Origin of the sequence: Rhizobium rhizoryzae, assembly GCF_011046895.1 — a bacterium.
In the GTDB taxonomy this organism is placed as follows: Bacteria; Pseudomonadota; Alphaproteobacteria; order Rhizobiales; family Rhizobiaceae; genus Neorhizobium; species Neorhizobium rhizoryzae.
Genome location: NZ_CP049250.1, coordinates 2,550,871 through 2,576,658 on the forward strand (window position 1 = coordinate 2,550,871; position 25,788 = coordinate 2,576,658).

A 25,788-nucleotide genomic window follows, 5' to 3' on the forward strand; every position below is an offset into this window, starting at 1 on the left:
GGTGCCATTCTTGGGTGATATCCGGACTATACGATGCCCGAATCGAAAAGGCCTGAAGCTTTCAGCAATTTGCCGACGCCTCAAGCCGAGCAAGCGGCTGACGCCGGGAAGGATAAGCTTATGAGTGTTGTCGCGAATTCCGTGGTTGCCGTAGGCGAAGGCAAATCCCGCGTCGAGTTTTCCAATGCAAAGCCTCTCTCGCTCATTTGCGGGCCGTGCCAGATGGAAAGCCGCGACCACGCCTTCATGATGGCAGGTTCGATCAAGGAGATCACTGACAAGCTGGGTATCGGGCTCGTCTACAAGAGCTCCTTCGACAAGGCCAATCGGACGTCCCTTTCCGGCAAGCGGGGTATCGGCCTGGAGAAGGCGCTTGAGGTCTTCAGTGACCTCAAGAAGAAGTTTGGCTTTCCGGTCCTGACCGATATCCATACCGAAGAGCAGTGTGCAGAGGTCGCGCCGGTCGTTGATGTTCTGCAGATTCCTGCGTTCCTTTGTAGGCAAACGGATCTTCTCGTTGCTGCGGCCAAGACAGGTCGCGCGATCAATGTGAAGAAAGGGCAGTTCCTGGCCCCTTGGGATATGAAGAACGTGCAGGCCAAGTTCACGGAGAGCGGTAATCCGAACGTCATGCTGTGCGAACGAGGCGCTTCGTTTGGCTATAACACGCTTGTATCCGACATGCGTTCATTGCCCATCATGGCTGCCATGGGCTCACCGGTCATCTTCGATGCAACCCACTCCGTTCAGCAGCCGGGCGGGCAGGGTGGCTCCACTGGCGGCCAGCGCGAATTCGTCGAGACACTGGCGCGCGCCGCTGTGGCTGTCGGTGTCGCCGGCGTCTTCATCGAAAGCCATCAGGATCCCGACAATGCACCTTCTGACGGACCAAACATGGTCAAGCTTCAGGACCTTCCGCGTCTGCTGGAAACATTGATGGCCTTCGATGCCGTTGCCAAGCGTTCCGCTTAGTGGCGCCCATGGCAGCTTGAATATCGAGCTGTCATACGCGTGCCATTGTATTTTCTGCCTTGTTGGGTAAGACAGGCACATACTTTCACCGCACAGCACAGGATGAGCTTATGACAGCTATTACGGACATTATCGCGCGCGAAATTCTCGACAGCCGTGGCAACCCGACCGTTGAAGTTGATGTCCACCTCGAAGACGGCAGCATGGGCCGTGCGGCTGTTCCCTCCGGCGCATCCACGGGTGCACATGAAGCGGTCGAGCTTCGCGACGGTGGCAAGCGTTACCTCGGCAAGGGTGTCGAGAAGGCTGTCGAAGCCGTCAACGGCGAGATTTTTGATGCGGTTGGCGGTCACGACGCTGAAAACCAGATCCTCATCGATAACCTGATGCGTGAGCTCGACGGCACCCCGAACAAGTCTCGCCTCGGTGCGAATGCTATCCTCGGTGTTTCGCTTGCCGTTGCAAAGGCCGCTGCAGAAGCCTCTGGCCTGCCGCTCTTCCGTTATGTGGGTGGCCCGAACGCCCGCCTGCTGCCGGTTCCAATGATGAACATCATCAACGGCGGTGCGCATGCCGACAATCCGATCGATTTCCAGGAATTCATGATCATGCCGGTCGGTGCGGAAAACATCCGCGACGCCGTACGCATGGGCTCCGAAGTCTTCCACGTTCTCAAGAAGGAACTGTCGGCACAGGGCCACAACACCAACGTCGGTGACGAAGGTGGTTTCGCGCCCGGCCTCAAGAGTGCACCAGAAGCGCTCGATTTCATCATGAGGTCGATCGAAAAGGCTGGCTATCGTCCGGGCGACGATATGCAGCTGGCACTCGACTGCGCTTCTACTGAATTCTTCAAGGACGGAAAATACGTCATGGAAGGCGAGGGTCGCACGCTCGAGCCGGAGGCTATGGCTGATTATCTGGCCGAGCTTGCCGCCAAGTATCCGATCATTTCCATTGAAGACGGCATGGCGGAAGACGACTGGAACGGCTGGAAATACCTGACCGACAAGATCGGCAGCAAGGTTCAGCTTGTAGGAGACGATCTGTTCGTCACCAACTCGTCGCGTCTGCGCGACGGCATCAAGATGGGCGTTGCCAATTCAATCCTCGTGAAGGTCAACCAGATCGGCTCACTCACCGAGACTCTGGATGCTGTGGAAACGGCGCATAAGGCTGGCTACACTGCCGTCATGTCACACCGCTCTGGCGAAACCGAGGATTCGACGATTGCCGATCTCGCCGTTGCGACCAACTGCGGACAGATCAAGACGGGTTCGCTCTCACGTTCCGACCGTATTGCTAAGTACAACCAGCTGATTCGTATCGAAGAAATGCTGGGCCCGCAGGCGGCCTACGCAGGTCGTTCGATCCTGCGCGCATAATTCGGTCTTCCGGTCACGATTTCGAGGCGGCAACCCATTGCGGTTGCCGCCTTTTTTGTTGTCCGCGTCCCGCTGACATTCATGGTCAACGATTGATTAAGCAAACTCTGGCAATCTGCAGACCGTAATGCGTGTCAGGAAATCGATATGTGGACCAAGCATCATAAAGAGCGAAAACTGGGGCGTTTGGTCCTTCCCGCTATTACCATCGCCTTCGTCTCCTATTTCAGTTATCATTCCATTCATGGTGATCTTGGACTGATCGCCACGGAGAAATTCGAGCGTACTCGGGTGGAGAGAGCTGTTGCGCTTGAAAAGCTGGTAGCAAAGCGGGAGGCTTTGGAACGGCAGGTTCGCCTGTTGAGCGACGGTTCGCTGGAAAAAGACATGCTGGACGAAATTGCGCGATACCAGCTCAATGTTTCTCGCAAAGACGAGATCACCGTTTTTCGCAGCTATTTCTGAATTAACCTAAAATTGGTTAAATCAACTTTTTCTTAGTGATTCCAGATAGTTGATTATCATGTGAGCCATGCATTTATGGCATTGCTGAGGCGTGAATTCTTCCCTATGGTACGCGCAACCAAACAAACGCGCAGGGAGGTTATGAATGGCGCCGAAGCAATCCGCGTCCGCACCCGTCCGTAAGGCGGCTGCGAAGCCTGCAAAGAAAGACTTCAACGGCGGAACCATTGCCGAATTCAACAAGAATGACGAGCTGAGCGCCTATCGCGAGATGCTGCTCATCCGCCGCTTTGAGGAAAAGGCCGGCCAGCTTTATGGCATGGGCTTCATCGGCGGTTTCTGTCACCTTTACATCGGCCAGGAAGCTGTCGTCATCGGCATGCAGATGGCGATGAAGGAAGGTGACCAGGTCATCACCGGTTACCGCGATCATGGTCACATGCTGGCGACTGGCATGACGGCCCGCGGTGTCATGGCAGAGTTGACGGGGCGTCGGGGCGGCTATTCCAAGGGGAAGGGCGGCTCCATGCACATGTTCTCCAAGGAAAAGCATTTCTATGGTGGCCACGGCATCGTCGGTGCGCAGGTCTCGCTCGGTACAGGTCTTGGCTTTGCCAACAAGTATCGCGGCAATGACAACGTTTCGATCGCCTATTTCGGTGATGGCGCTGCCAACCAGGGTCAGGTCTATGAAAGCTTCAACATGGCCAACCTGTGGAAGCTGCCGGTCATCTACGTGATCGAGAACAACCGCTACGCCATGGGCACCTCGGTCGCGCGCGCTTCCGCGCAGACGGACTTCTCCCAGCGTGGTGCGTCCTTCGGCATTCCCGGTTATCAGGTCGATGGCATGGATGTTCGCGCCGTCAAGGCTGCGGCCGACGAGGCGATGGAACATTGCCGCTCTGGCAAGGGCCCAATCATCCTCGAAATGCTGACATACCGCTACCGCGGCCACTCGATGTCGGACCCGGCGAAGTATCGTTCGAAGGACGAAGTCCAGAAGATGCGCTCCGAGCACGATCCGATCGAGCAGGTACGCGCGCGCCTGCTCGAAAAGGGCTGGGCGACCGAAGATGAGCTGAAGGCGATCGACAAGGACGTCCGTGATATCGTCGCAGACAGCGCCGATTTCGCACAGAGCGATCCGGAGCCGGATGTATCCGAGCTCTACACCGACATTCTGCTCTAATCGGGGAGGGAACCCATGCCTATCAATATCCTTATGCCCGCCCTCTCTCCGACCATGGAAGAAGGCACTCTGTCGAAGTGGCTCAAGAACGAAGGTGACAAGGTCACCTCGGGTGATGTGATTGCCGAGATCGAGACCGACAAGGCGACCATGGAAGTTGAAGCTGTCGACGAGGGCGTCATCGGCAAGTTGCTGATTGCTGCCGGTACCGAAAACGTGAAAGTCAACACGCCAATCGCGGTTCTTCTGCAAGACGGCGAAAGTGCCGATGCCGTGGCTGCTGCGCCGAAGGCTGACGCCGATACGCCTGCTGCAACCTCTGATGCATCGGGTGGCAAAGCGCGCGAAAGTGCGGATGAGCCTACCGCTGCTGCTGACAGCAAGGTTCCTGCCCAGCCGAAGGTTGATGTCGCCGCTGATCCCGATATCCCAGCTGGGACGGAAATGGTGTCGACCACCGTTCGCGAAGCTCTCCGCGATGCCATGGCAGAAGAAATGCGCCGGGATCCCGACGTATTCGTCATGGGCGAAGAGGTTGCCGAATATCAGGGTGCCTATAAGGTCACCCAGGGTCTGCTTCAGGAGTTCGGCGCAAACCGCGTTATTGATACTCCGATCACCGAGCATGGCTTTGCTGGCGTTGGCGTTGGTGCGGCAATGGCTGGTCTGAAGCCGATCGTTGAGTTCATGACCTTCAATTTCGCCATGCAGGCGATTGACCAGATCATCAACTCCGCTGCGAAGACGCTCTATATGTCCGGTGGCCAGATGGGTGCGCCGATGGTGTTCCGCGGCCCCAACGGTGCTGCTGCCCGCGTCGCCGCCCAGCACAGCCAGGATTATGCCGCTTGGTATAGCCACATTCCGGGCCTCAAGGTCGTCGTTCCCTATACGGCTGCTGATGCGAAGGGTCTTCTGAAGGCCGCGATTCGTGACCCGAATCCGGTGATCTTCCTGGAAAACGAAATCCTGTACGGCCAGTCTTTCGACGTGCCGAAGCTGGATGATTTCGTCCTGCCGATCGGCAAGGCGCGCATTCATCGCAAGGGCAAGGATGTGACGCTGGTTTCCTGGGGCATTGGTATGACCTATGCGGTCAAGGCTGTTGCTGAACTGGAGAAGGCTGGTATCGATGTCGAATTGATCGATCTGCGGACAATTCGTCCGATGGACCTGCCGACCGTCATCGAATCCGTCAAGAAGACCGGTCGTCTTGTCACGATCGAGGAAGGCTTCCCGCAGTCGTCCGTCGGTGACTTCATTGCCAACTCGGTTCAGCGCGAAGCTTTCGATTACCTCGATGCTCCGGTCCTGACGATTGCTGGCAAGGACGTGCCGATGCCTTACGCGGCCAACCTCGAAAAGCTCGCTCTGCCGAACGTCGGCGAAGTGGTTCAGGCCGTCAAAGCTGTTTGCTACAAGTAAGAGGAGGGTAGGCTCATGCCGATCAATATCACGATGCCTGCCCTCTCTCCCACCATGGAAGAGGGCAACCTCGCCAAGTGGCTTGTGAAGGAAGGCGACAAGATCAAGTCTGGCGATGTCATCGCGGAGATCGAAACCGACAAGGCGACCATGGAAGTGGAAGCCGTCGATGAGGGCGTGGTCGCCAAGATCGTCGTACCTGCTGGCACGGAAGGCGTGAAGGTCAATGCCCTGATCGCAATCCTTGCTGAGGAAGGTGAGGATGTTTCCGCCGCTGCATCTGGTAGCGCTTCTGCTGCTCCAGCTGCCAAGGCGGAAGCTGCGCCTGCTCCGAAGGCAGAGGCGGCACCTGCTGCCGCCCCGGCGCCAAAGGCTGAGGCCGCATCGGCTCCTGCGTCTTCCGGCGATCGGGTATTCTCTTCCCCGCTTGCACGACGTCTGGCCAAGGAAGCTGGTCTCGATCTTGCCAAGGTTTCCGGATCGGGTCCGAAGGGCCGCGTCGTGAAGTCGGATGTCGAAAAGGCTGTTGCCGGCGGTTCTGCCAAGGCTGCACCAGCTGCAGCTCCTGCACCTGCCGCAGCGCCTGCTCCGTCCAAGGGCACATCGGAAGAAGCCGTGCTCAAGCTGTTCGAACAGGGCTCTTACGAACTCGTGCCGCATGACGGCATGCGCAAGACGATTGCCAAGCGCCTTCAGGAGTCGAAGCAGACGATCCCACATTTCTACGTCTCCGTGGATTGCGAACTCGATGCTCTCCTCGCTCTGCGTGCACAGCTCAATGCTGCCGCACCTGAGAAGGATGGCAAGCCGGTCTACAAGCTCTCGGTCAACGACATGGTGATCAAGGCGCTTGCACTGGCTCTGCGTGATGTGCCGGATGCCAACGTCTCCTGGACGGATAGCGCCATGGTCAAGCACAAGCATTCGGATGTTGGCGTTGCCGTTTCCATTCCGGGTGGTTTGATCACGCCGATCATTCGTAAGGCTGAAACCAAGAGCCTGTCCGCGATCTCGAACGAGATGAAGGACTATGGCAAGCGCGCCAAGGAGCGGAAGCTGAAGCCCGAGGAATATCAGGGTGGTACGACCGCGGTTTCCAATATGGGCATGATGGGCGTGAAGAACTTCGCCGCTGTCGTCAACCCACCACATGCGACCATTTTGGCGGTTGGTGCGGGTGAAGAGCGTGTCGTCGTTAAAAAGGGCGAGATGAAGGTTGCAAACGTCATGACCGTGACGCTTTCAACCGACCACCGTGCGGTCGATGGAGCACTGGGTGCCGAGTTGATCGGTGCGTTCAAGCGTTACATCGAGAACCCAATGGGCATGCTGGTTTAAGACCAGAAAGGCGGCGGTATGAAATCCGTTCTCGCATTTGGCGATAGCCTGACATGGGGATACGACCCGGTAAACCTGGGTCGTCATGCCTATGAGGATCGTTGGACAAGCGTATTGCAGAAATCGCTTGGACATGGTGTCCGGGTCATTGCTGAAGGCTTGAATGGCCGGACCACCGCCTATGATGATCATTTGGCCGACTGCGAGAGAAACGGGGCGAAGCTGCTCCCGAGCCTTCTCGAAACGCACAAACCGGTCGATCTCGTGGTGATCATGCTCGGCACAAACGACATGAAGCGAGGCATCGCGGGCTCTGCCAATCTGGCGGCCAGCGGTATGAAGCGTCTCGTTGATCTCGTTCGCCATCATGTCTGGGGCTTCGATTATGACGCCCCGGATATTCTGTTGGTTTCGCCGCCGAAGACCTGCGAGACAGCGAATGCCCATTTTGCGGCCATGTTTCGTGGCTCGCTCGATGAGTCGGCGATGCTGGCGACTTTGTATCGAGACCTGGCGGATGAGACAGGCTGCGGTTTCTTCGACGCGGGCTCTGTTGCTGTTACGACGCCGCTGGATGGTATCCATCTGGATGCCGAGAATACGCGTGCTATCGGTCGAGGTATCGAGCCGGTCGTGCGTGTGATGCTTGGGCTGTGAGGTCCTTGAGAAGTTTGATCAGGGTCAAGGAGTAGGAATCCGCAGAAGGTAGCATGGGTACCGAAGTCATCAGACGGAGGTAGTCATGACACATACGCCACATCAGCTTGCAGAAGAATTTCCGGAGCATCTGGGCAAGATGCGCCACCTGCGAGAAACAGACGGCCATTTTCACCGGATTTCGAAGGAATACGACGAGGTCAATCATCGAATTCATTTGGGTGAGACAAACATCGAGCCCTGCGATGATTTCCACATGGCGGATCTGCGGAAGCGCCGGATGACCCTGAAGGATGAAATAAGCGGGATGTTGACGCGGGCGGAGCCGCTGGCCTCAGAAGAGGCCTGATCCGGGCCTAACGCTTCCACTCCCGAGAGAACAACAAGGCAAGCCAGAAGCTTGCGGGAATTAGGTTCTGAAGGAGTGGAAGCACCCATGGCTCAATCCTATGACGTGATCATTATCGGCTCCGGCCCCGGCGGCTATGTAACGGCCATTCGATCTGCCCAACTCGGTTTGAAGACGGCGATCGTCGAGCGCGAGCACCTGGGTGGTATCTGCCTGAACTGGGGCTGCATTCCGACGAAGGCGTTGCTGAGATCTGCTGAAATCCTCGATCACGCCAATCATGCAAAGTCCTATGGTTTGACGCTCAACGGCACCATGACGGCCGATGTCAAGGATGTGGTTGCACGTTCGCGTGGCGTTTCCGCCCGTCTGAACGGCGGCGTCGCGTTCCTGATGAAGAAGAACAAGATCGATGTGATCTGGGGTGAAGCGAAGCTCACCAAGCCGGGCGAAATTGTCGTCGGTGCGCCGTCCAAGCCCGCCGTTCAGCCGCAGAATCCGGTTCCCAAGGGTGTGTTGGGTGAAGGTACGTACACCGCGAAGCATATTATCGTCGCTACGGGTGCACGTCCTCGCGCACTGCCGGGTATCGAGCCGGACGGCAAATTGATCTGGACCTATTTCGAAGCCATGAAGCCTGATTTCATGCCGAAGTCGATCGTTGTCATGGGCTCCGGCGCCATCGGTATCGAGTTTGCATCTTTCTATCGTTCCATGGGCGTGGACGTCACCGTCGTCGAGCTGATGGCAAACATCATGCCGGTCGAAGATGCCGAGATTTCTACATTCGCGCGCAAGCAGCTCGAGAAGCGCGGTCTCAAGATCATCACGGAAGCCAAGGTCTCCAAGGTCGATAAGGGTGCCAATTCCATTACGGCTCATGTCGAGACCAAGGATGGCAAAGTTCAACAGATCACTGCAGATCGCCTGATCTCTGCGGTCGGCGTGCAGGGCAATATCGAGAATCTCGGCCTCGAAGCGCTGGGCGTGAAAACCGATCGTGGCTGTATCGTGATTGATGGCTACGGCAAGACGAACATTCCGGGCCTCTACGCAATCGGCGATGTGGCCGGTCCTCCGATGCTGGCTCACAAGGCCGAGCATGAAGGTGTCATCTGCATCGAAAAGATCGCCGGTGTTCCGGGCGTTCACCCAATGGACAAGGCCAAGATTCCGGGTTGCACCTACTGTAACCCGCAAGTTGCTTCCGTCGGTCTCACAGAGGCCAAAGCGAAGGAACAAGGCCGCGATATTCGTGTTGGCCGTTACTCCTTTGCGGCAAACGGAAAGGCCATCGCTCTCGGTGAAGATCAGGGAATGATCAAGACCATCTTCGACAAGAAGACGGGTGAGCTTCTGGGCGCACATATGGTGGGTGCGGAAGTCACCGAGCTCATCCAGGGTTTCGTTGTCGCCATGAACCTGGAGACGACCGAAGAAGAGCTGATGCACACGATTTTCCCGCATCCGACACTCTCGGAAATGATGAAGGAAAGCGTTCTCGACGCCTATGGCAAAGTCCTGAATGCCTGATGCCAAATCGGCCTCGGGCGGCATTGTAACCGCGCGAGGCCAAGCCCATATCGTGTCCGCAAAGGAGGACGCTTCATGGAAGGTCTCGGTTTCTTCGGAACCATTATCATTGGCGGTCTGGCCGGCTGGCTGGCGGGCATGTTGATGGATCTGCGCTTCGGCGTATTCATGAATATCGTGATCGGTGTCGTGGGGGCAGCTTTGGCCACCGCGATCCTGGAACGAGCAGGCATCTGGGTTGAACCCGGCGTCTGGGGTGGCCTCGTAAGCGGTTTCCTTGGCGCCTGTGGTCTGCTATTCGTCGCAAAACTCGTGAGACGCTAGCCTTTTTGGTTTAGAAAGCAATTTTACTATGGTCACTATTCTTGATCGCATGTCCGGTGATGATGCCAAGCGCGTTCGCCATCCGGAGAAGGCGCATCGCCCGGATACCGAGGTCATGCGCAAGCCCGAATGGATCCGCGTGAAGGCGCCCACGTCCAAGGGCTATCAGGAAACGCGGGAGCTTGTGCGTAGCCACAAACTGGTGACTGTGTGCGAAGAGGCAGGTTGTCCCAATATCGGCGAGTGCTGGGACAAGAAGCATGCCACCTTCATGATCATGGGTGAGATCTGCACGCGCGCCTGTGCCTTCTGCAACGTGGCGACCGGCAAGCCGAATGCTCTTGACCTCGAAGAGCCTGCCAATGTCGCCAAGGCCGTCAAGCAGATGGGGCTCAGCCACGTGGTGATCACCTCTGTGGATCGTGACGATCTGGATGATGGTGGCGCCGAGCATTTTGAAAAGGTCATCTGGGCCATCCGCGAGGCTTCCCCTTCGACGACGATCGAAATCCTGACACCTGACTTCCTGAAGAAGCCGGGGGCTTTGGAACGTGTTGTGGCTGCCAAGCCGGACGTCTTCAACCATAACCTTGAAACGGTTCCGGGCAACTATCTGACGGTACGCCCTGGTGCGCGCTATTTTCACTCCATCCGCCTTTTACAGCGCGTGAAGGAGCTTGATCCGACCATGTTCACCAAATCCGGTATCATGGTTGGGCTGGGCGAGGAGCGGAACGAAGTCTTGCAGTTGATGGATGATCTGCGTACGGCAGATGTCGATTTCCTGACGATCGGCCAATATTTGCAGCCGACGCGCAAGCATCACAAGGTCGAGAAGTTTGTCACGCCGGAAGAATTCAAGTCCTATGAGACTGTTGCCTACTCCAAGGGCTTCCTGATGGTTTCCTCCAGCCCCCTGACGCGCTCTTCGCATCACGCTGGTGATGACTTCGCGCGTCTCCGGGAAGCTCGTGCGCGGAAACTCCTCGCTGCTGCGGAGTAGGACCCGCCTAGGTTGAGTTGCTCGATGTGGGTGGTGGTGTGGCGCTGAATCTTATGGTCTTCGCCTCATCCAAGGCCATCCTGATCAAGTATGCCAACATCGGTGCTTCTATTTTTTCGGCGATGTCGCCAGCTTTTTTGAGATGTCTTATCAGTCTGAGCGTGTCATCCATACTGCCATACGCCGATTTCGAAGGGTCTGGGGAAGCGCAGGTTTCCGCCAAGCCCGCAGTTCTTGTAGCTTGATCGACTTCGATTATGGCTAAATTAGAAGTATCCAGTGGTGGTTCGACTAATCGCGGCGAACTGTCACTTGTCTTGACGCTTTTCCGATATTAGCTGAACATCATGCCCAAGTTTGAAAACCATCGCCCCGTACGCCATTCTCCCGAGAACATGTTCGCGCTCGTCGCAGACGTTGAGAAGTATCCGCAGTTTCTTCCACTCTGCGAAGCCTTGTCGGTGCGTTCGCGCAAGGAGCGCGATGGTAAGACATTGCTGATTGCTGATATGACCGTTGGCTATAAGGCGATCCGCGAAACCTTCACCACCCAGGTGCTACTCAATCCAGCCGACCTCGTGATCGATGTGAAATACATCGAAGGTCCGTTCAAGTATCTGGACAATCAATGGCGTTTCCGGGCATCGCCGGAGGGCTGCATCGTAGACTTCCTGATCGACTACGAGTTCAAGAGCAGGATTCTCGGCGCTGTTATGGGCTCCATGTTTGATCGCGCATTCCGCATGTTTGCTGAAGCGTTCGAAGCGCGTGCTGACAAGGTGTATCAGGCCGATAATTCCGCAAGCAGTTGAAGTGCGGTCGTAACCGTCGCCAGTCTCACTTCTGTTCGTCCGATATCGCCGTACTGCATTTCCCTGTGGATCAGGCGACCGTCCCCATGAACGGCGCAGAGGTGGACCAAGCCAACTGGCTTTCCCGGCGTGGCCCCACCCGGTCCGGCGATTCCTGTTACGGCAACGGACAGATGTGCATTGGAACGGATGAGTGCACCCTTGGCCATCTGCAAGGCGGTTTCGCGCGAAACGGCGCCGAATTGCTGCAAGGTCTCTGCTGTAACACCCAGCATATCCATTTTTGCATCGTTGCTGTAGGTGATGAACCCCCGATCAACAACAGCAGAAGAACCGGCGATTTCCGTTAATGCGGCACCGATAAGCCCGCCCGTGCAGCTCTCGGCGGTCGCGATCCTAGTCCGGCGGCAAGCATTCAGCTCGATCACCTTAGTTGCAAGGGTCAAAATCTCCGTTGGAAACTGGCTCATTCTCCAACGATCCCGTAAACCACGGTCGCTGTCGCGATTGCCGCGATTCCTTCCTTGCGGCCAATGAAGCCAATTTTCTCGTTGGTGGTTGCCTTAACAGAGCATCGATCGATCGAGATTGCCAATATTTCCGACAGGTTCTGGCGCATGGCGTCGCGATGGGGAGCCACTTTTGGTGCTTCCGCAATCAAGGAGATGTCGGCATTAGTGATGACGCCGCCTTTTCCACGGACAATCTCCGCTGCGTGCGCCAGAAAAATCCGAGATGCAGCGCCTTTCCATTGCGGATCGGACGGAGGGAAATGGTCGCCGATGTCACCTGCGCCGCACGTTGCCAGAAGCGCGTCCGTCAAGGCATGCAATGCAACGTCTGCATCCGAATGACCGCTGAGTTTCTGGTCATGCGGAATAAAGATGCCGCACAGTGTTACGCCATCGCCTGGCACGAGTTGATGGACATCGTACCCATTCCCTGTTCGAACATCCGGGAATCGTTCCTGTGTCTTGAGCTTGGCATCTGCCATGGCAATATCCTGTGCGGTGGTTAGCTTCACGTTGCTTGATGTGCCAGGGCAAAGCCTCACGGCTATTCCCGCCCATTCTGCGATGGAAGCATCGTCGGTAAAATCTGTCCTGCCACTCGTTGCAGCAGCCTCATGAGCGGCAAGAATCGCTTCGAAGCGAAAGCCTTGAGGCGTTTGCGCGCCATAGAGGTTTGCGCGGGGCACCGTCTCCTCAACGACGCCTGATGCATCTGCCCGCTTCAATGTGTCGGTCACCGCCATTGCGGGAAGAACGCCGGCTGCGCCCTCTGCAAGAATGTCTGCGATGGAATCGAGCAACTGATGCTCGACAAAGGGACGGGCCGCGTCGTGAATCATGACATGTGTGACGCCTGATCCCTTCAATGCATTCAAGCCGGCCAAGACGGACATCTGACGTGTCGCGCCGCCCATCACCGAGTGTATGCGGTTCGCATTGCTGAGGTCATCAATTGCTGTTGCGAACAGGTCAGTATCATCTGGATGAATGACGGTAATAATCGAGACGACCTGATGAGTTGGCTGCCACGTAAGAAATGCATTCAACGTGTGCTGAATGACGGGCAGCCCACCGATGGGCCGGTACTGCTTGGGCCCTTGCTCAGGTGCACCGGCACGCTCGCCACGGCCTGCTGCCACAATAACAACGCCAATCCTCATATTTGCCGCCCATCATACATTGATTTTAAGTTCATCCTCTGATTGACAGCGCAGAACTACAGCTTCAAATCCCGGTTTTCCAGCCTCGCGCCCATAAATGACGCATTCGCGAAAACGCTCTTGGCAAAACCTAAATCAATGAATAAAAATAGGGCAGAAATTTCCGATGCCCGAAAGATCATCAATTGAGTCCATTCAATCCTGCAGCGCCATTCTTCATCGGACCGGTCGAGATCCGGAACCGGATCGTGCTTGCTCCGATGTCGGGCGTGACGGATCTTCCGTACAGGCAACTTGCCTGGCGCTATGGCGCAGGGCTGGTGGTGACGGAAATGGTCGCGAGCCGGGAACTCGTCCATAACAAGGGTGAATCCTGGGAGAGGCTGAAAAGTACCGGCATTCGCCCACATATGGTGCAGCTGGCAGGCCGCGAGGCACACTGGATGGCCGAAGCCGCCCGGATTGTCGAGGGCGAGGGTGCTGACATCATCGATATCAATATGGGCTGTCCTGCAAAGAAGGTGACCGGTGGATATTCCGGTTCTGCCCTCATGCGGGATCCTGACCATGCACTGAGCCTCGTGGAAGCTGTGGTTCGTGCTGTTCGCGTGCCCGTCACAGTCAAGATGCGGTTGGGCTGGGATGACAATTCGCTCAACGCGCCCCTGATCGCAAAGCGAGCGCAGGACGCCGGGGTTGCAATGATTACCGTGCACGGGCGGACACGGATGCAGTTTTACGAAGGTCGTGCGGACTGGTCCGCCATTCACGCGGTTCGGGACGTTCTATCCATTCCGCTTGTGGCCAATGGCGATGTCGAGACAGCAGACGACGTGCAGAACATCGTTGCAGCATCCGGTGCGGATGCTGTCATGACTGGCCGAGGCACGCAGGGTCGTCCGTGGCATGCAGGCGTACTGGCTGGTGCTCGGGAACCTGATGTCCGCGAAAAGGCGTCGGTTGCCTGCGAACACTACGAAATGATGCTTGCGTTCTATGGGCGGGAGGCCGGTCTGCGCCATGCCCGCAAACATGTCGGCTGGTATCTCGATCGCAACACGATCGGCGTCCCGGCGGAGCTGAAAGCGAGCCTGATGACAGAGCGGGATCCCGAGCGGGTTCTCAAGGTATTGGAAGATATGATGATCAAAGGCGCGGTTCCTGCGCGTAGGGAGGCCGCATGAGCCCGCAAGCAACAGACAAACTGGCCATGGCGGTTTTGAATTCCGTTCAGAACCCGGTGATCATGGTTGACCAGGAAGGGCAGATTGCGTTCGCAAACTGGGAGGCCGAAGCTTTTTTCGGTGCCAGCGCTACGCATCTCGCCAAGAACAAAATCTCGACCTTCATTCCTTTTGGCAGCCCGCTTCTGGCGTTGATCGATCAGGTGCGGGAGCGTCGTGCGCCGGTCAACGAATATCGTGTCGATCTCTCATCCCCGCGTCTTGGCCAGGAAAAGCTGGTGGACCTGTATGTCGCGCCTGTGGTGACGGATCCGGGCTGCGTTGTCATTGTGTTTCAGGAGAGAAGCATGGCGGACAAGATCGACCGTCAGCTGACCCACCGGGCAGCGGCACGGTCTGTGACCGGCCTTGCATCCATGCTCGCGCATGAGATCAAAAACCCGCTTTCGGGCATCCGTGGCGCCGCACAGCTGCTCGAAACATCGGTCGCAGACGAAGATCGTGCGCTGACCCGATTGATCTGTGATGAGACCGATCGGATCGTTTCGCTGGTCGATCGGATGGAAGTGTTTTCGGATGAACGTCCCGTAGACCGGGTTCCGCTCAACATTCACTCCGTACTCGATCACGTAAAGGCTGTGGCGAAGGCCGGCTTCGCGCGCGATATCAAGATCAGCGAAAACTATGATCCCTCGCTTCCATCGGTCTATGCAAACCGCGATCAACTGGTGCAGGTCTTTCTCAACCTCATCAAGAATGCGGCCGAAGCGATTGGGGACCAGCAGGATGGCGAGATCATGCTGACCACCGCTTATCGGCCCGGCATTCGCCTCTCCGTCGCCGGTACGCGGGAAAAGATCTCTCTGCCACTGGAGTTCTGCGTCATCGACAACGGACCGGGCGTGCCGAGTGATCTTCTGCCCCATCTGTTCGATCCATTCATTACCACGAAAACCAACGGCTCGGGCCTCGGCCTTGCGCTGGTCGCAAAGATCATCGGCGGCCACGGCGGCATCGTCGAATGCGACAGCCAGGCGCGCCGGACGGTTTTTCGCGTACTCATGCCCATGCACAAGGGAGATGACCTTCAGGCTTGAAGGTCGCTGCTGAACACGACAGGAAGTTTGAAATGACTGCTACCATCCTTGTCGCAGATGACGATGCGGCCATCCGGACCGTATTGAACCAGGCGCTGACGCGTGCCGGTTACGATGTACGTATCACCTCGAACGCGGCCACGCTGTGGCGCTGGATTTCAGCAGGCGAGGGTGATCTGGTCGTGACCGACGTCGTCATGCCGGATGAGAACGCTTTCGATCTGCTTCCGCGCATAAAGAAGTCACGCCCTGATCTGCCCGTTCTGGTCATGAGCGCGCAGAACACATTCATGACCGCTATCAAGGCATCGGAAAAGGGCGCCTACGACTATCTTCCGAAGCCGTTCGACCTGACCGAACTTATTGCCATCATCGGGCGGGCGCTTTCCGAGCCGAAGCGCAAGCCGGCCAAGCTGGATGACGACATGCAGGACGGCATGCCGCTGGTCGGCCGCTCGGCTGCGATGCAGGAAATCTACCGCGTTCTGGCCCGCCTCATGCAGACCGATCTGACGCTGATGATTACGGGCGAGTCCGGCACTGGCAAGGAACTGGTGGCACGGGCGCTGCATGATTACGGCAAGCGGCGCAATGGCCCCTTCGTTGCCATCAACATGGCGGCGATTCCGCGAGACCTGATCGAGTCTGAACTTTTCGGACATGAAAAGGGTGCGTTCACCGGCGCGCAGAACCGCTCGACAGGTCGCTTCGAGCAGGCTGAGGGCGGAACGCTTTTCCTGGACGAAATCGGCGACATGCCCATGGACGCCCAGACGCGCCTGCTGCGCGTTCTTCAGCAGGGGGAGTACACGACGGTGGGTGGCCGGACTCCGATCCGTACCGATGTCCGGATCGTGGCCGCAACCAACAAGGATCTGAAGCAGCTCATCAATCAGGGACTGTTCCGCGAGGATCTCTACTATCGCCTTAATGTGGTGCCGCTGCGCTTGCCGCCCTTGCGGGACCGCGCTGAAGACATTCCGGATCTCGTTCGTCACTTCATGCAGCAGGCTGAAAAGCAGGGCCTTGATGGCAAGCGATTCGACACGGAGGCGCTGGATCTGATGAAAGCCTATGCGTGGCCCGGAAACGTTCGCGAACTGGAGAACCTTGTTCGCCGGTTGATGGCGCTCTATCCACAGGAAGTCATTACGCGCGAGATTATCGATACGGAGCTCAGATCCGATGTTCCTGACAGTCCGATCGAGAAAATGGGTGCGCGACCGGATAACATGACGATTGCCCAGGCGGTCGAAGAAAACATGCGGACCTATTTCGCAAGCTTTGGCGAGGCATTACCGCCGCCGGGGCTTTACGACCGCGTTTTGACAGAAATGGAATATCCGCTCATTCTTGCCGCCCTCACGGCAACGAGAGGAAACCAGATCAAGGCAGCGGATCTGCTTGGGCTCAACCGCAACACTTTGCGGAAGAAGATCCGCGAATTGGGCGTTTCGGTCTACCGCAGCTCGCGGACCGTGTAGCCGTCCTTGCCCTTCGAGCTTGACATAGGATCAGGGCTCGTTGCATTTTCGCCACAATGCGTTGCTCAATAGCAACGCAGAAGAGATCGAGTCGCATCCCGGATGCGGTCGTTTTTGCGAAATGAGCGCGTTGGTCGCTGTTTGAGTGCAGGGACTGGGATTGGGGTTAAGCATGGCAGATGCGTTGTCAGCGGCCGCGGGTGAAGAGCCAGCGGCACTGGTGCAGGACCGGCGTGCATCCTTCGCATTGCCCGGGCTTCTGCTTGCAGGCGGCGCACTCATCTGCGCCGTTGCAACTCTTCTCGTGCTTCTCGGCGCTACGCCCATTGCACCGACGTCAAATGTCGTGATCACCTCGGCAGTTCTCAACACGCTTTTCGTGCTGGGGCTGATCTATCTGATCGCACGCGAAGTTTCACGCCTGGTCAAAGCGCGCAAGCGCGGCCGCGCCGCAGCGCGTCTACACGTCCGTATCGTTGTACTGTTTTCGATTGTGGCGATCACGCCTGCTGTCCTGGTCGCGATTTTTGCAAGTCTGACGCTCAATGTCGGTCTTGATCGCTGGTTCTCCTTGCGCACCCAGTCGATCGTCCAGTCCTCGCTGGACGTTGCACGCGCCTATATGCTTGAGAATGCGAGCTATCTGCAGGGTCAGACCGTATCGATGGCAAACGACCTCGAACGAAACCGTGCGATGTTCTATTTGGATCGCACCGGATTCGTTGACCTGATGACGCGTCAGGCCAGGGGTCGTGGAATGCTGGGTGCATTCCTGGTCCGTGAAGATGGCGAAGCGATCGCCCAGGCGGATATCCAGACCGAAAAGCCGCTACCTGCAATCCCCAAGGATGCCTTGGCCAGTTCGGCGGCCGGTCAGCCGACGCTCATTCCGCCTGGCATTACAAACTTGGTTGGCGCGATCATCAAGCTGGAAGCCATCCCTGGCGCGTTTCTCTACACCATCCGTGCCGTCGACCCCAAGGTCATGAGCGCCATGCGGTTGATGGAGGATAATCGGGCGGAGTATCAAGCCATGGAAGCGGGCCGTATGAGCCTGCAGGTCGCCTTTGCCGTTCTCTATCTTGGCTTCGCGCTCATCGTTCTTCTGGCTGCGATCTGGACTGCCATCGCCGTCGCCGACCGTATCGTTCGCCCGATCCGTTTGCTGATCAGTGCCGCGGATAATGTCGCGACGGGCAATTTCAATGTCGTGGTGCCGGTGCGCTCTGCGGATGGCGATGTCGGCAATCTATCGCGAACCTTCAACAAGATGATCTCGCAGATACGCAGCCAGCGAAATGAAATTCTGGAAGCGAAGGATGAGGTGGATGATCGCCGCCGCTTCATCGAGGCTGTGCTTTCGGGTGTCACGGCCGCTGTTATCGGTGTCGAAAACGACCACCGGATCACGATCGTCAATCCATCTGCCGAAGATTTTCTTGGCATGCAGGCCGACCAACTGGTTGGCGAGCGACTTGAAGACGTGGCGCCGGAAATCGATCAGGTTCTGAAGGAGGCAGCGGGCAGGGCGCGTGGAGAGCTGCGCAAGGAAGTGAATCTTGTACGCGGTGGCAAGGAACGCACTCTGAGTGTGCAGGTCACGCGCGAAGAGCAGCGCAGCAGCACTGACTCCTATGTCATCACGCTGGACGACATCACCGACCTTGTCATTGCGCAGCGGTCGACCGCCTGGGCCGACGTCGCTCGACGTATTGCGCACGAGATCAAGAACCCGCTGACGCCAATCCAGCTTTCAGCAGAACGGTTGAAACGTCGATACGGCAAGCAGATAGACGAAAGCGATCGGGCAGTCTTCGACCAGTGCACAGATACAATCGTGCGGCAGGTGGGTGACATTGGCCGAATGGTGGATGAGTTCTCCTCGTTCGCCCGAATGCCGAAGCCGACGAAGGAAAAGGGCGATCTTCGGGATATCCTCCGGGATGCAATTTTCCTGCGCGAAATGGGCGCCAGCCATGTAACGTTTTTCCGCGAACTGGGAGACGAGCGCTTGGAGGGCCTGTTTGACTCGCGCATGCTGGGTCAGGCCTTCGGCAATCTGATCAAAAATGCGGTTGAGGCCATAGAGGCGGTCCCCAGTGACGCCGAGCGCGATGGCCGGAAGGTTCTGGTTCGGTCAATGTTCGATGCGGCGAAGGACCAGTTCCGGGTGGACATCATCGACAATGGAAACGGTCTACCGGTTGAAAACCGGCACCGCATTCTCGAGCCTTACATGACGATGCGGGAAAAGGGCACCGGGCTCGGACTCGCCATCGTGAAGAAGATCATTGAGGAGCACGGCGGCCAATTGGAACTGCACGACGCACCGGCGGATTTCGATCAGGGCAAGGGTGCCATGATCCGTGTGATCCTGCCGCATGTTCAGAGTGCTGCCGCGTCTCAAACAGATATGAACAAGGAAGCAGCTTATGGCGTCTGATATCCTCGTCGTGGATGATGAAGCAGACATTCGGGAAATCGTTGCGGGTATTCTGTCCGATGAAGGACACGAAACGCGGATGGCGCATGACAGCGATAGCGCCCTCGCGGCGATCTCCGATCGTGTGCCGCGCCTGATTTTCCTGGATATCTGGATGCAGGGAAGCAAGCTTGATGGGCTGGCTCTGCTGGATGAGATCAAGGTCCGGCACCCTGAGGTTCCGGTCGTGATGATCTCAGGTCATGGCAACATCGAGACTGCCGTATCCGCCATCAAGCGCGGCGCTTTCGATTTCATCGAGAAGCCGTTCAAGGCTGATCGCCTGATCCTGATCGCCGAACGTGCGCTTGAGAATTCCAAGCTGAAGCGCGAGGTCACCGAGCTTAAGAAACGGGCGGGCGATTCTTCGGAACTCGTGGGGACCTCGGTCGCCATATCGCAGCTTCGCCAGACGATCGAAAAGATTGCGCCGACCAATAGCCGCATTATGATTCTTGGCCCCTCCGGTTCCGGCAAGGAACTGGTTGCGCGGATGATCCACAAGCGGTCGTCCCGTGCGGGCGGTCCCTTCGTCGCCTTGAACGCGGCAACCATTACGCCGGATCGTATGGAGATCGCGCTGTTCGGTACGGAAGGCGGGCCGGGGCAGCCACGCAAGATCGGCGCACTCGAAGAAGCGCATCGCGGTATCTTGTACCTTGATGAGGTTGGCGAGATGCCGCGCGAAACGCAGAACAAGATCCTGCGGGTGCTGGTTGATCAACAGTTCGAACGCGTCGGTGGATCCAAACGCGTCAAGGTCGATGTTCGCATCATTTCGTCGACCGCATACCACCTCGAGAACCTGATCGCGGAAGGCATCTTCCGTGAGGACCTTTACCATCGCCTTGCCGTTGTGCCCGTCAAGGTTCCAGCGTTGGCCGAGCGTCGCGAAGACATCCCCTTCCTCGTGGACATGTTCATGCGACAGATCTCGGAGCAGGCGGGCATTCGTCCGCGCAAGATCGGCGATGATGCTATGGCTGTTCTGCAGGCGCATGACTGGCCCGGCAATATTCGCCAGTTGCGTAACAACATCGAGCGGCTGATGATACTTGCGCGAACCGACGGTCCGGATTCGCCGATCTCGGCGGATATGCTTCCGACGGATCTTGGCGACATGCTGCCGAAGATCTCCACGAAGGGGGATCATCACATCATGACCTTGCCGCTCCGCGAGGCTCGCGAAATGTTCGAACGCGATTATCTTGTGGCGCAGATCAATCGTTTTGGTGGCAACATCTCCCGCACGGCTGAATTTGTTGGTATGGAGCGTTCAGCACTTCATCGCAAGCTGAAGTCGCTGGGCGTCTGAACTTTGAATACCCACCCGTTACGTTGAAAGAGCAAGATGAAGGTCATCATTTGTGGTGCCGGGCAGGTGGGTTACGGAATCGCCGAGCGTCTTTCGCAAGAAGAAAACGATGTATCGGTGATCGATACTTCGGCGGCGTTGATCAACGCCATCACCGAAACGCTTGATGTGCGCGGCTATGTCGGTCACGGCGCGCATCCGGACGTGCTCGCCAAGGCAGGCGCCGAGCAGGCGGATATGATCATCGCCGTGACGTTGTACGATGAGGTCAACATCGTGGCCTGCGAGGTCGCTCATGCGCTTTTCAGTGTCCCGACCAAGATCGCCCGTATTCGCTCGCAAAGCTATCTGCTGCCGGAATATGCCGATCTCTTCAGCAGCCGGAACATGTCGATCGACGTGACGATTTCTCCAGAAATCGAAGTCGGCAAGATGGTTCTGCGACGTATATCGTTTCCCGGTGCTGTGGACGTTGCCCGCTTTGCTGACGACGCCATCGCGATGGTTGCCATTGAATGCATGGAAGATTGCCCGGTGGTGGACACGCCGCTTGAGCAATTGAGCCAACTGTTTCCGGATCTGATTGCTACCGTCGTGGGAGTTTTGCGGGACGGGAAGCTTTTCATTCCCCGATCGGGTGATCAGCTTCACGTTGGGGATCTGGCCTATGTGATCTGCCAGCGCGAGCATACACGGCGCACGCTTGGTCTGTTCGGCCATGAAGAGCAGGAAGCGAAGCGGATCGTGATCGCCGGCGGTGGCAATATCGGGCTCTATGTTGCACAGCGTATCGAGCAGATGCAGCCAAGAAGCCGGGTCAAGATCATCGAAACAGATCGGGCGCGCGCCACACTCATTGCAGAAGAGCTGAAGAACGCCGTCGTTCTGCAGGGCTCGTCTCTGGAGCAGAGCCTTCTGCAGCAGGCTGATATTCAGGATGCCGACCTGATGATCACGCTGACCAACAATGACCAGGTCAATATTCTCAGTGCGGTCATGGCCAAGGCGCTGGGATGCCGATCCAACCTCGTTCTTGTCAATTCCACCTCGCTGAGCGAGGTGAGTGATTCATTGAACATCGACTCCGTTATCAATCCGCGCGCTGTTACCATTTCCCGTGTCCTTCAGCACGTTCGCAAGGGGCGAATTCGATCCGTCTACGCCGTTCAGAATGGCGCCGCAGAGGTGATCGAAGCCGAGGCTCTGGAAACTTCACCGCTGGTTGGGTCCTGTCTTCGTGATCTCGATCTGCCGGAAGGAATACGAATTGGTGCCATGCTGCGCGACGGAAAGGTTCTGAAACCTGGTGGTGAAACGCGGATCAAGGCAAAGGACAGGGTTGTTCTGCTGGCTACTCGAAAGGCCGTGCGCAATGTGGAGCAGCTATTCCGGGTGTCTATCCAATATTTCTAGAGAATGACCCTGCGAGAATTCCAGCTGGCCTATGCAGGTTGGCGCTGCCAAGAGCTGTGGATAGTTCGATAGCATGATATTCATTAGGCGTCGTATGGACGGCCTATTGAGCTTCGCAAAAAGCGAGATTTCTCGATAAGTAACTGCTTTTACAAGCATTGTTCTCAACAAGGGCCGGTTCTTCGCATATGCGATTGGTCATTGCGCAAAACACGGCGATTTGATAACCAATTGCACGGACGGTGGAGGCAGGAGAGGGTGCTCTACCGAATTTTCCGAGCGTGATCATATCCCGGCCGCATGGCTGGCAAAAAAGAAAGAAGCGGCGCTATGGCGGAACGTTCTCAAAATCTTCAAGACTTGTTTCTCAACACTGTTCGCAAGCAGAAGATTTCACTTACTATTTTCCTCATCAATGGCGTCAAGCTGACGGGTGTTGTAACATCCTTCGACAATTTCTGCGTGTTGTTGCGGCGTGATGGTCATTCGCAGCTGGTCTATAAGCATGCGATCTCTACAATCATGCCTGGACAGCCGATGCAGATGTTCGAAACTGAAGAAAGCGCTGGTTGATCTCGATCAGGGCAGCCATTGAATACCAACACCGGTTGCCCCATCTATCACTCAGGAAAGCCGTCACTTGCAGGGAACCTCAGACCGCCGACACCTTTCGGCGGTTTTCGCATGTCTTAGCGAACTGGTTGTTTCCCCAAACGGCTTAATTGGCTAGAATTGAAGGAAGACTGCGATAGTCACTCGCGATACCTCACATGAATCCCTGATTCCCGACGCCGAGAAACGCCGCGATGATATGCGCGCGCTGGTGCTCGTTCCGGTTTTGAAACAGGCGCGATCTGCCGCTTCCGGCCCGTCTGACACGGCGACACCTGCGCCGCGCCGATCCGATGAAGCAAGACTGGAAGAAGCGATGGGTCTGGCTCGTGCCATTGACCTGACGATTGCTCGTGGACTGATCATACCGGTCAGTCAGCCGAAGCCCGCGACACTGATTGGGACCGGCAAGATCGAGGAGATCAAGGCTCTGCTGGACGAGAATGACTGTGGTCTGGTGATCGTCGACCATCCGTTGACGCCGGTGCAACAGCGCAATCTCGAAAAGGAATGGCAGGCGAAGGTGATTGATCGCACGGGTCTCATTCTCGAGATTTTCGGGCGACGAGCCTCCACGAAGGAGGGGACGCTCCAGGTCGATCTTGCGCATCTCAACTATCAGAAGGGTCGCCTCGTGCGAAGCTGGACGCACCTTGAGCGTCAGCGCGGTGGTGCGGGCTTCATGGGTGGTCCGGGTGAAACCCAGATCGAAGCTGACCGTCGACTGCTGCAGGAGCGCATCCTCAAGCTGGAGCGCGAACTCGAGCAGGTTGTGCGCACCCGGCAGCTGCATAGGGCCAAGCGCCGCAAGGTTCCTCATCCGATCGTCGCGCTCGTGGGCTACACGAATGCCGGAAAATCAACACTCTTCAACCGGATCACGGGAGCAGGCGTGCTGGCAGAAAACATGTTGTTCGCCACGCTTGATCCGACGCTTCGTCGCATGAAGTTGCCGCATGGCCGAACTGTCATCCTCTCCGATACGGTCGGCTTCATTTCGGACCTTCCTACCCATCTGGTCGCCGCTTTCCGCGCGACGCTGGAAGAAGTGCTGGAGGCAGATCTCATTCTCCACGTCCGCGATATGTCCGATCCTGATAACGGGGCCCAGTCGGCCGATGTCCTGCGTATTCTCGATGATCTTGGCATAGACGAGAAGGAGCGCGGCGAGCGCATTATCGAGGTCTGGAACAAGATTGACCGTCTGGAGCCCGAGGCGCACGAGGCCGTTGCTGAACGCGCTCTTGGCCGTGAAAACGTCATGGCCGTCTCGGCAATCTCCGGTGAGGGCGTCGATCGTTTGATGGACGAGATTTCACGCCGCCTGGCGGGTGTCGTGACAGAGACGACCGTCGTGCTTCCGCCGGAAAAGCTGTCGCTGATTTCGTGGATCTATGAAAATGCCATGGTCGACCAGCGAGAGGATCGGGAAGATGGTTCTGTCGCTTTCGATCTGAGACTTTCCGAGCAACAGGCGAACGCCCTTGAACGGAAGCTAGGCGTTTTTCCGGTGGCTGAAAAGGAAGATTGGGAGCGGTAAGCCGCTCCCTATTCTGCTGCCTCTCTAGGATTAACGCCCTTGGCAGCCTGCCAGAAGGCCTCCATTTCCTCAAGCGAGGATTCCGCAGGAGCCTTCCCCAATTTCTTAAGTTCCGTTTCTATATATCTGAATCGGTTTCTAAATTTTGCATTGGTACCACGTAAAGCCTGCTCGGGATCGGCTTTTACGTGACGCCCGATGTTCACAACGGCGAATATCAGGTCCCCGAGTTCGTCTTTTATCTTTACCGATTGCCCCTCTCGCAGAGCCTCTCGCAATTCTGCGATCTCTTCTTCGATCTTGTCGAGAATTGGTTCTGCTTCCGACCAGTCGAAGCCAACAGTTGCCGCGCGTTCCTGCAGCTTCAGTGCCTCGACAAGAGCAGGTTGATGACGAGATACGGAACCCAGGAGGCCGACAGTCTCATCGTCAACCAATCCGCGCTTTGCACGTCGCTCGGCGCGATCTTTCTTTTCGGCGGCCTTGATCTGATCCCACTGGAGTTTGACCGCTTCTGGCGTATTGACATCCGAACGTGCGAAGACGTGTGGATGCCGCCTGATCATCTTCGTCGTAATCGCTTCAACGACATCGGCAAAGCTGAATGCGCCTGCTTCTTCCGCCATCTGTGCATGAAACACGACCTGAAACAGCAGATCTCCCAATTCATCCTTCAGATCTTCCAGATCAGCACGCTCAATCGCGTCCGCCACTTCGTAGGCTTCTTCGATCGTGTAGGGCTTTATGGTCTGGAAATCCTGTTTGATATCCCACGGGCATCCCGTCTGAGGATCACGCAGAGATGCCATAAGTTTCAGGAGATCGGAGATATCCTTGGAGGGCTGCATTGCTAAAGCCTTATTCTATCAGTTCAGGGGAATGCCGTTGTCGGACTTGCTTTGCTGATAGCTTTCCGAGAGTGCATCATACCGGGCTTTGATGGTATCGATACGCTCATGAAGTTCGGCACGAAGCTTTTCCTCCTCGCTATCGGCCATTTCGCTGATCGCGAAGGATTTCCAGAATGCGTTCTGCCGCTTGTAACCGCCGGGTTCCAGGCCGAACACTTCCTTCAGGATCTTCAGATCGTGGGGGATGGCAAAGGCGTCACGCGAGTCTTCGTGGCTGAAAAAGAAATAGAAGTTATCGAAACCTGCCCAGGTGATTGCCGACATGCACATGGTGCAGGGTTCATGGGTGGACAGGAAAATGAGTTCGCGTGGGTCCGGCCGCTCCGCCATTTCATAGAAACGCTTCAGCGTATGCACTTCGCCGTGCCAGAGGGGATTTTCGAGTTCGTTGTTGGTTTCTGCAAGAACCAGTGAGAGATCCGCCTTGCGGAGGATGGCGGCACCAAACACCTTGTTGCCGAGGGCCACTCCGCGCTCGGTGAGCGGGAGGATGTCATTGTCGATAACATCCAGCAGTCGGGTAGCGATTGTTTTCGGAGTCACGCGCTCATGTCCTTTTTCTGATATTGCTCCACCATACGACAGGTGTGGAGAGCTTGAAAACACCGATTCCCTTTTGACCG

At 56.8% G+C, this 25,788-nt stretch carries 24 protein-coding genes; 20 read left to right on the plus strand and 4 right to left on the minus strand.

What is annotated here, in order from left to right:
• Window positions 1-120: 120 nt before the first annotated feature.
• From kdsA to G6N80_RS18175, 12 genes are all read left to right on the plus strand, one after another.
• The gene (kdsA, locus tag G6N80_RS18120; protein WP_165135860.1) at window positions 121-972 is read left to right on the plus strand and encodes a 3-deoxy-8-phosphooctulonate synthase; all 852 of its coding nucleotides are present in this window, start codon (window positions 121-123) and stop codon (window positions 970-972) included.
• A 110-nt stretch (window positions 973-1,082) separates the two neighbouring features.
• Entirely contained in the window at window positions 1,083-2,357 is a 1,275-nt protein-coding gene (gene eno / locus G6N80_RS18125; RefSeq protein WP_062554390.1) for a phosphopyruvate hydratase, read from the plus strand.
• A 147-nt stretch (window positions 2,358-2,504) separates the two neighbouring features.
• A complete protein-coding gene (locus tag G6N80_RS18130) occupies window positions 2,505-2,822 on the plus strand; it encodes an FtsB family cell division protein (RefSeq protein WP_062554391.1) in 318 nt (105 codons plus the stop codon).
• 145 nt (window positions 2,823-2,967) lie between these two features.
• On the plus strand, window positions 2,968-4,014 hold the full coding sequence (gene pdhA / locus G6N80_RS18135; protein ID WP_165135863.1) for a pyruvate dehydrogenase (acetyl-transferring) E1 component subunit alpha: 1,047 nt from the start codon (window positions 2,968-2,970) through the stop codon (window positions 4,012-4,014).
• Window positions 4,015-4,029: 15 nt separating this feature from the next.
• On the plus strand, window positions 4,030-5,439 hold the full coding sequence (locus tag G6N80_RS18140; protein WP_062554393.1) for a pyruvate dehydrogenase complex E1 component subunit beta: 1,410 nt from the start codon (window positions 4,030-4,032) through the stop codon (window positions 5,437-5,439).
• A 15-nt stretch (window positions 5,440-5,454) separates the two neighbouring features.
• Window positions 5,455-6,777, plus strand: coding sequence for a pyruvate dehydrogenase complex dihydrolipoamide acetyltransferase (locus G6N80_RS18145; RefSeq protein WP_062554394.1), 1,323 nt, complete (start codon window positions 5,455-5,457; stop codon window positions 6,775-6,777).
• Window positions 6,778-6,795: 18 nt separating this feature from the next.
• A complete protein-coding gene (locus tag G6N80_RS18150) occupies window positions 6,796-7,434 on the plus strand; it encodes an SGNH/GDSL hydrolase family protein (RefSeq protein WP_062554395.1) in 639 nt (212 codons plus the stop codon).
• A gap of 85 nt (window positions 7,435-7,519) precedes the next feature.
• Window positions 7,520-7,783 (plus strand): HP1242/YdcH family protein, encoded by a 264-nt coding sequence (locus G6N80_RS18155; protein ID WP_062554396.1) that lies wholly within the window; start codon window positions 7,520-7,522, stop codon window positions 7,781-7,783.
• An 87-nt stretch (window positions 7,784-7,870) separates the two neighbouring features.
• Entirely contained in the window at window positions 7,871-9,316 is a 1,446-nt protein-coding gene (gene lpdA, locus G6N80_RS18160) for a dihydrolipoyl dehydrogenase (RefSeq protein ID WP_062554397.1), read from the plus strand.
• 75 nt (window positions 9,317-9,391) lie between these two features.
• Window positions 9,392-9,640, plus strand: a complete 249-nt coding sequence (locus G6N80_RS18165; protein WP_165135866.1) for a GlsB/YeaQ/YmgE family stress response membrane protein — start codon at window positions 9,392-9,394, stop codon at window positions 9,638-9,640.
• 28 nt (window positions 9,641-9,668) lie between these two features.
• A complete protein-coding gene (gene lipA, locus G6N80_RS18170; protein ID WP_062554399.1) occupies window positions 9,669-10,643 on the plus strand; it encodes a lipoyl synthase in 975 nt (324 codons plus the stop codon).
• Window positions 10,644-10,990: 347 nt separating this feature from the next.
• The gene (locus G6N80_RS18175) at window positions 10,991-11,455 is read left to right on the plus strand and encodes a type II toxin-antitoxin system RatA family toxin (protein WP_062554401.1); all 465 of its coding nucleotides are present in this window, start codon (window positions 10,991-10,993) and stop codon (window positions 11,453-11,455) included.
• Here the strand turns inward: G6N80_RS18175 and G6N80_RS18180 are convergent.
• Window positions 11,428-11,925: a CinA family protein gene (locus G6N80_RS18180; RefSeq protein WP_062554402.1), complete on the minus strand. Its 498-nt coding sequence runs from the start codon at window positions 11,923-11,925 to the stop codon at window positions 11,428-11,430. The two genes, G6N80_RS18175 and G6N80_RS18180, sit on opposite strands and share 28 nt — an antisense overlap.
• On the minus strand, window positions 11,922-13,127 hold the full coding sequence (locus G6N80_RS18185) for a bifunctional 2-C-methyl-D-erythritol 4-phosphate cytidylyltransferase/2-C-methyl-D-erythritol 2,4-cyclodiphosphate synthase (protein ID WP_165135869.1): 1,206 nt from the start codon (window positions 13,125-13,127) through the stop codon (window positions 11,922-11,924). Before G6N80_RS18185 ends, G6N80_RS18180 begins: the two co-directional genes overlap by 4 nt.
• A gap of 185 nt (window positions 13,128-13,312) precedes the next feature.
• Between G6N80_RS18185 and dusB the strand changes: the two genes are divergently transcribed.
• The 8 genes from dusB to hflX all read left to right on the plus strand — a co-directional run bounded on the left by dusB (window position 13,313) and on the right by hflX (window position 24,254).
• On the plus strand, window positions 13,313-14,311 hold the full coding sequence (gene dusB / locus G6N80_RS18190; protein WP_165135872.1) for a tRNA dihydrouridine synthase DusB: 999 nt from the start codon (window positions 13,313-13,315) through the stop codon (window positions 14,309-14,311).
• Entirely contained in the window at window positions 14,308-15,408 is a 1,101-nt protein-coding gene (locus G6N80_RS18195; RefSeq protein ID WP_062554405.1) for a two-component system sensor histidine kinase NtrB, read from the plus strand. Before dusB ends, G6N80_RS18195 begins: the two co-directional genes overlap by 4 nt.
• Before the next feature lie 32 nt (window positions 15,409-15,440).
• Complete coding sequence (ntrC, locus tag G6N80_RS18200) at window positions 15,441-16,892, plus strand: nitrogen regulation protein NR(I) (RefSeq protein ID WP_062554792.1); 1,452 nt, start codon at window positions 15,441-15,443, stop codon at window positions 16,890-16,892.
• Between the two features lie 172 nt (window positions 16,893-17,064).
• Window positions 17,065-19,335: a sensor histidine kinase NtrY-like gene (locus G6N80_RS18205; protein WP_062554406.1), complete on the plus strand. Its 2,271-nt coding sequence runs from the start codon at window positions 17,065-17,067 to the stop codon at window positions 19,333-19,335.
• The gene (gene ntrX, locus G6N80_RS18210) at window positions 19,325-20,689 is read left to right on the plus strand and encodes a nitrogen assimilation response regulator NtrX (RefSeq protein WP_062554407.1); all 1,365 of its coding nucleotides are present in this window, start codon (window positions 19,325-19,327) and stop codon (window positions 20,687-20,689) included. The genes G6N80_RS18205 and ntrX overlap by 11 nt, the downstream gene beginning before the upstream one ends.
• Window positions 20,690-20,725: 36 nt before the next feature.
• Entirely contained in the window at window positions 20,726-22,102 is a 1,377-nt protein-coding gene (gene trkA, locus G6N80_RS18215) for a Trk system potassium transporter TrkA (protein WP_062554408.1), read from the plus strand.
• 330 nt (window positions 22,103-22,432) lie between these two features.
• A complete protein-coding gene (gene hfq / locus G6N80_RS18220; protein WP_062554409.1) occupies window positions 22,433-22,675 on the plus strand; it encodes an RNA chaperone Hfq in 243 nt (80 codons plus the stop codon).
• Window positions 22,676-22,913: 238 nt separating this feature from the next.
• Window positions 22,914-24,254 (plus strand): GTPase HflX, encoded by a 1,341-nt coding sequence (gene hflX, locus G6N80_RS18225; protein WP_165135875.1) that lies wholly within the window; start codon window positions 22,914-22,916, stop codon window positions 24,252-24,254.
• 8 nt (window positions 24,255-24,262) lie between these two features.
• Here hflX and mazG read toward each other — a convergent pair whose 3' ends face one another.
• Both mazG and G6N80_RS18235 read right to left on the minus strand, forming a co-directional pair.
• Window positions 24,263-25,102, minus strand: coding sequence for a nucleoside triphosphate pyrophosphohydrolase (mazG, locus tag G6N80_RS18230; RefSeq protein ID WP_165135878.1), 840 nt, complete (start codon window positions 25,100-25,102; stop codon window positions 24,263-24,265).
• A gap of 18 nt (window positions 25,103-25,120) precedes the next feature.
• Entirely contained in the window at window positions 25,121-25,708 is a 588-nt protein-coding gene (locus G6N80_RS18235; RefSeq protein WP_165135881.1) for a deaminase, read from the minus strand.
• Window positions 25,709-25,788 lie beyond the last annotated feature (80 nt).

What these genes read in the sequence shown, in the direction of transcription:
- G6N80_RS18175 (WP_062554401.1), top strand. Translation starts at nt 10,991, where the DNA reads ATGCCCAAGTTTGAAAACCATCGCCCCGTACGCCATTCTCCCGAGAAC.
- eno (WP_062554390.1), top strand. Translation starts at nt 1,083, where the DNA reads ATGACAGCTATTACGGACATTATCGCGCGCGAAATTCTCGACAGCCGT.
- G6N80_RS18185 (WP_165135869.1), bottom strand. Translation starts at nt 13,127, where the DNA reads ATGAGGATTGGCGTTGTTATTGTGGCAGCAGGCCGTGGCGAGCGTGCC.
- hflX (WP_165135875.1), top strand. Translation starts at nt 22,914, where the DNA reads ATGCGCGCGCTGGTGCTCGTTCCGGTTTTGAAACAGGCGCGATCTGCC.
- ntrC (WP_062554792.1), top strand. Translation starts at nt 15,441, where the DNA reads ATGACTGCTACCATCCTTGTCGCAGATGACGATGCGGCCATCCGGACC.
- G6N80_RS18150 (WP_062554395.1), top strand. Translation starts at nt 6,796, where the DNA reads ATGAAATCCGTTCTCGCATTTGGCGATAGCCTGACATGGGGATACGAC.
- G6N80_RS18205 (WP_062554406.1), top strand. Translation starts at nt 17,065, where the DNA reads ATGGCAGATGCGTTGTCAGCGGCCGCGGGTGAAGAGCCAGCGGCACTG.
- G6N80_RS18195 (WP_062554405.1), top strand. Translation starts at nt 14,308, where the DNA reads ATGAGCCCGCAAGCAACAGACAAACTGGCCATGGCGGTTTTGAATTCC.
- kdsA (WP_165135860.1), top strand. Translation starts at nt 121, where the DNA reads ATGAGTGTTGTCGCGAATTCCGTGGTTGCCGTAGGCGAAGGCAAATCC.
- G6N80_RS18180 (WP_062554402.1), bottom strand. Translation starts at nt 11,925, where the DNA reads ATGAGCCAGTTTCCAACGGAGATTTTGACCCTTGCAACTAAGGTGATC.
- G6N80_RS18145 (WP_062554394.1), top strand. Translation starts at nt 5,455, where the DNA reads ATGCCGATCAATATCACGATGCCTGCCCTCTCTCCCACCATGGAAGAG.
- lipA (WP_062554399.1), top strand. Translation starts at nt 9,669, where the DNA reads ATGGTCACTATTCTTGATCGCATGTCCGGTGATGATGCCAAGCGCGTT.
- ntrX (WP_062554407.1), top strand. Translation starts at nt 19,325, where the DNA reads ATGGCGTCTGATATCCTCGTCGTGGATGATGAAGCAGACATTCGGGAA.
- lpdA (WP_062554397.1), top strand. Translation starts at nt 7,871, where the DNA reads ATGGCTCAATCCTATGACGTGATCATTATCGGCTCCGGCCCCGGCGGC.
- mazG (WP_165135878.1), bottom strand. Translation starts at nt 25,102, where the DNA reads ATGCAGCCCTCCAAGGATATCTCCGATCTCCTGAAACTTATGGCATCT.
- G6N80_RS18130 (WP_062554391.1), top strand. Translation starts at nt 2,505, where the DNA reads ATGTGGACCAAGCATCATAAAGAGCGAAAACTGGGGCGTTTGGTCCTT.
- hfq (WP_062554409.1), top strand. Translation starts at nt 22,433, where the DNA reads ATGGCGGAACGTTCTCAAAATCTTCAAGACTTGTTTCTCAACACTGTT.
- G6N80_RS18140 (WP_062554393.1), top strand. Translation starts at nt 4,030, where the DNA reads ATGCCTATCAATATCCTTATGCCCGCCCTCTCTCCGACCATGGAAGAA.
- trkA (WP_062554408.1), top strand. Translation starts at nt 20,726, where the DNA reads ATGAAGGTCATCATTTGTGGTGCCGGGCAGGTGGGTTACGGAATCGCC.
- G6N80_RS18165 (WP_165135866.1), top strand. Translation starts at nt 9,392, where the DNA reads ATGGAAGGTCTCGGTTTCTTCGGAACCATTATCATTGGCGGTCTGGCC.
- G6N80_RS18155 (WP_062554396.1), top strand. Translation starts at nt 7,520, where the DNA reads ATGACACATACGCCACATCAGCTTGCAGAAGAATTTCCGGAGCATCTG.
- pdhA (WP_165135863.1), top strand. Translation starts at nt 2,968, where the DNA reads ATGGCGCCGAAGCAATCCGCGTCCGCACCCGTCCGTAAGGCGGCTGCG.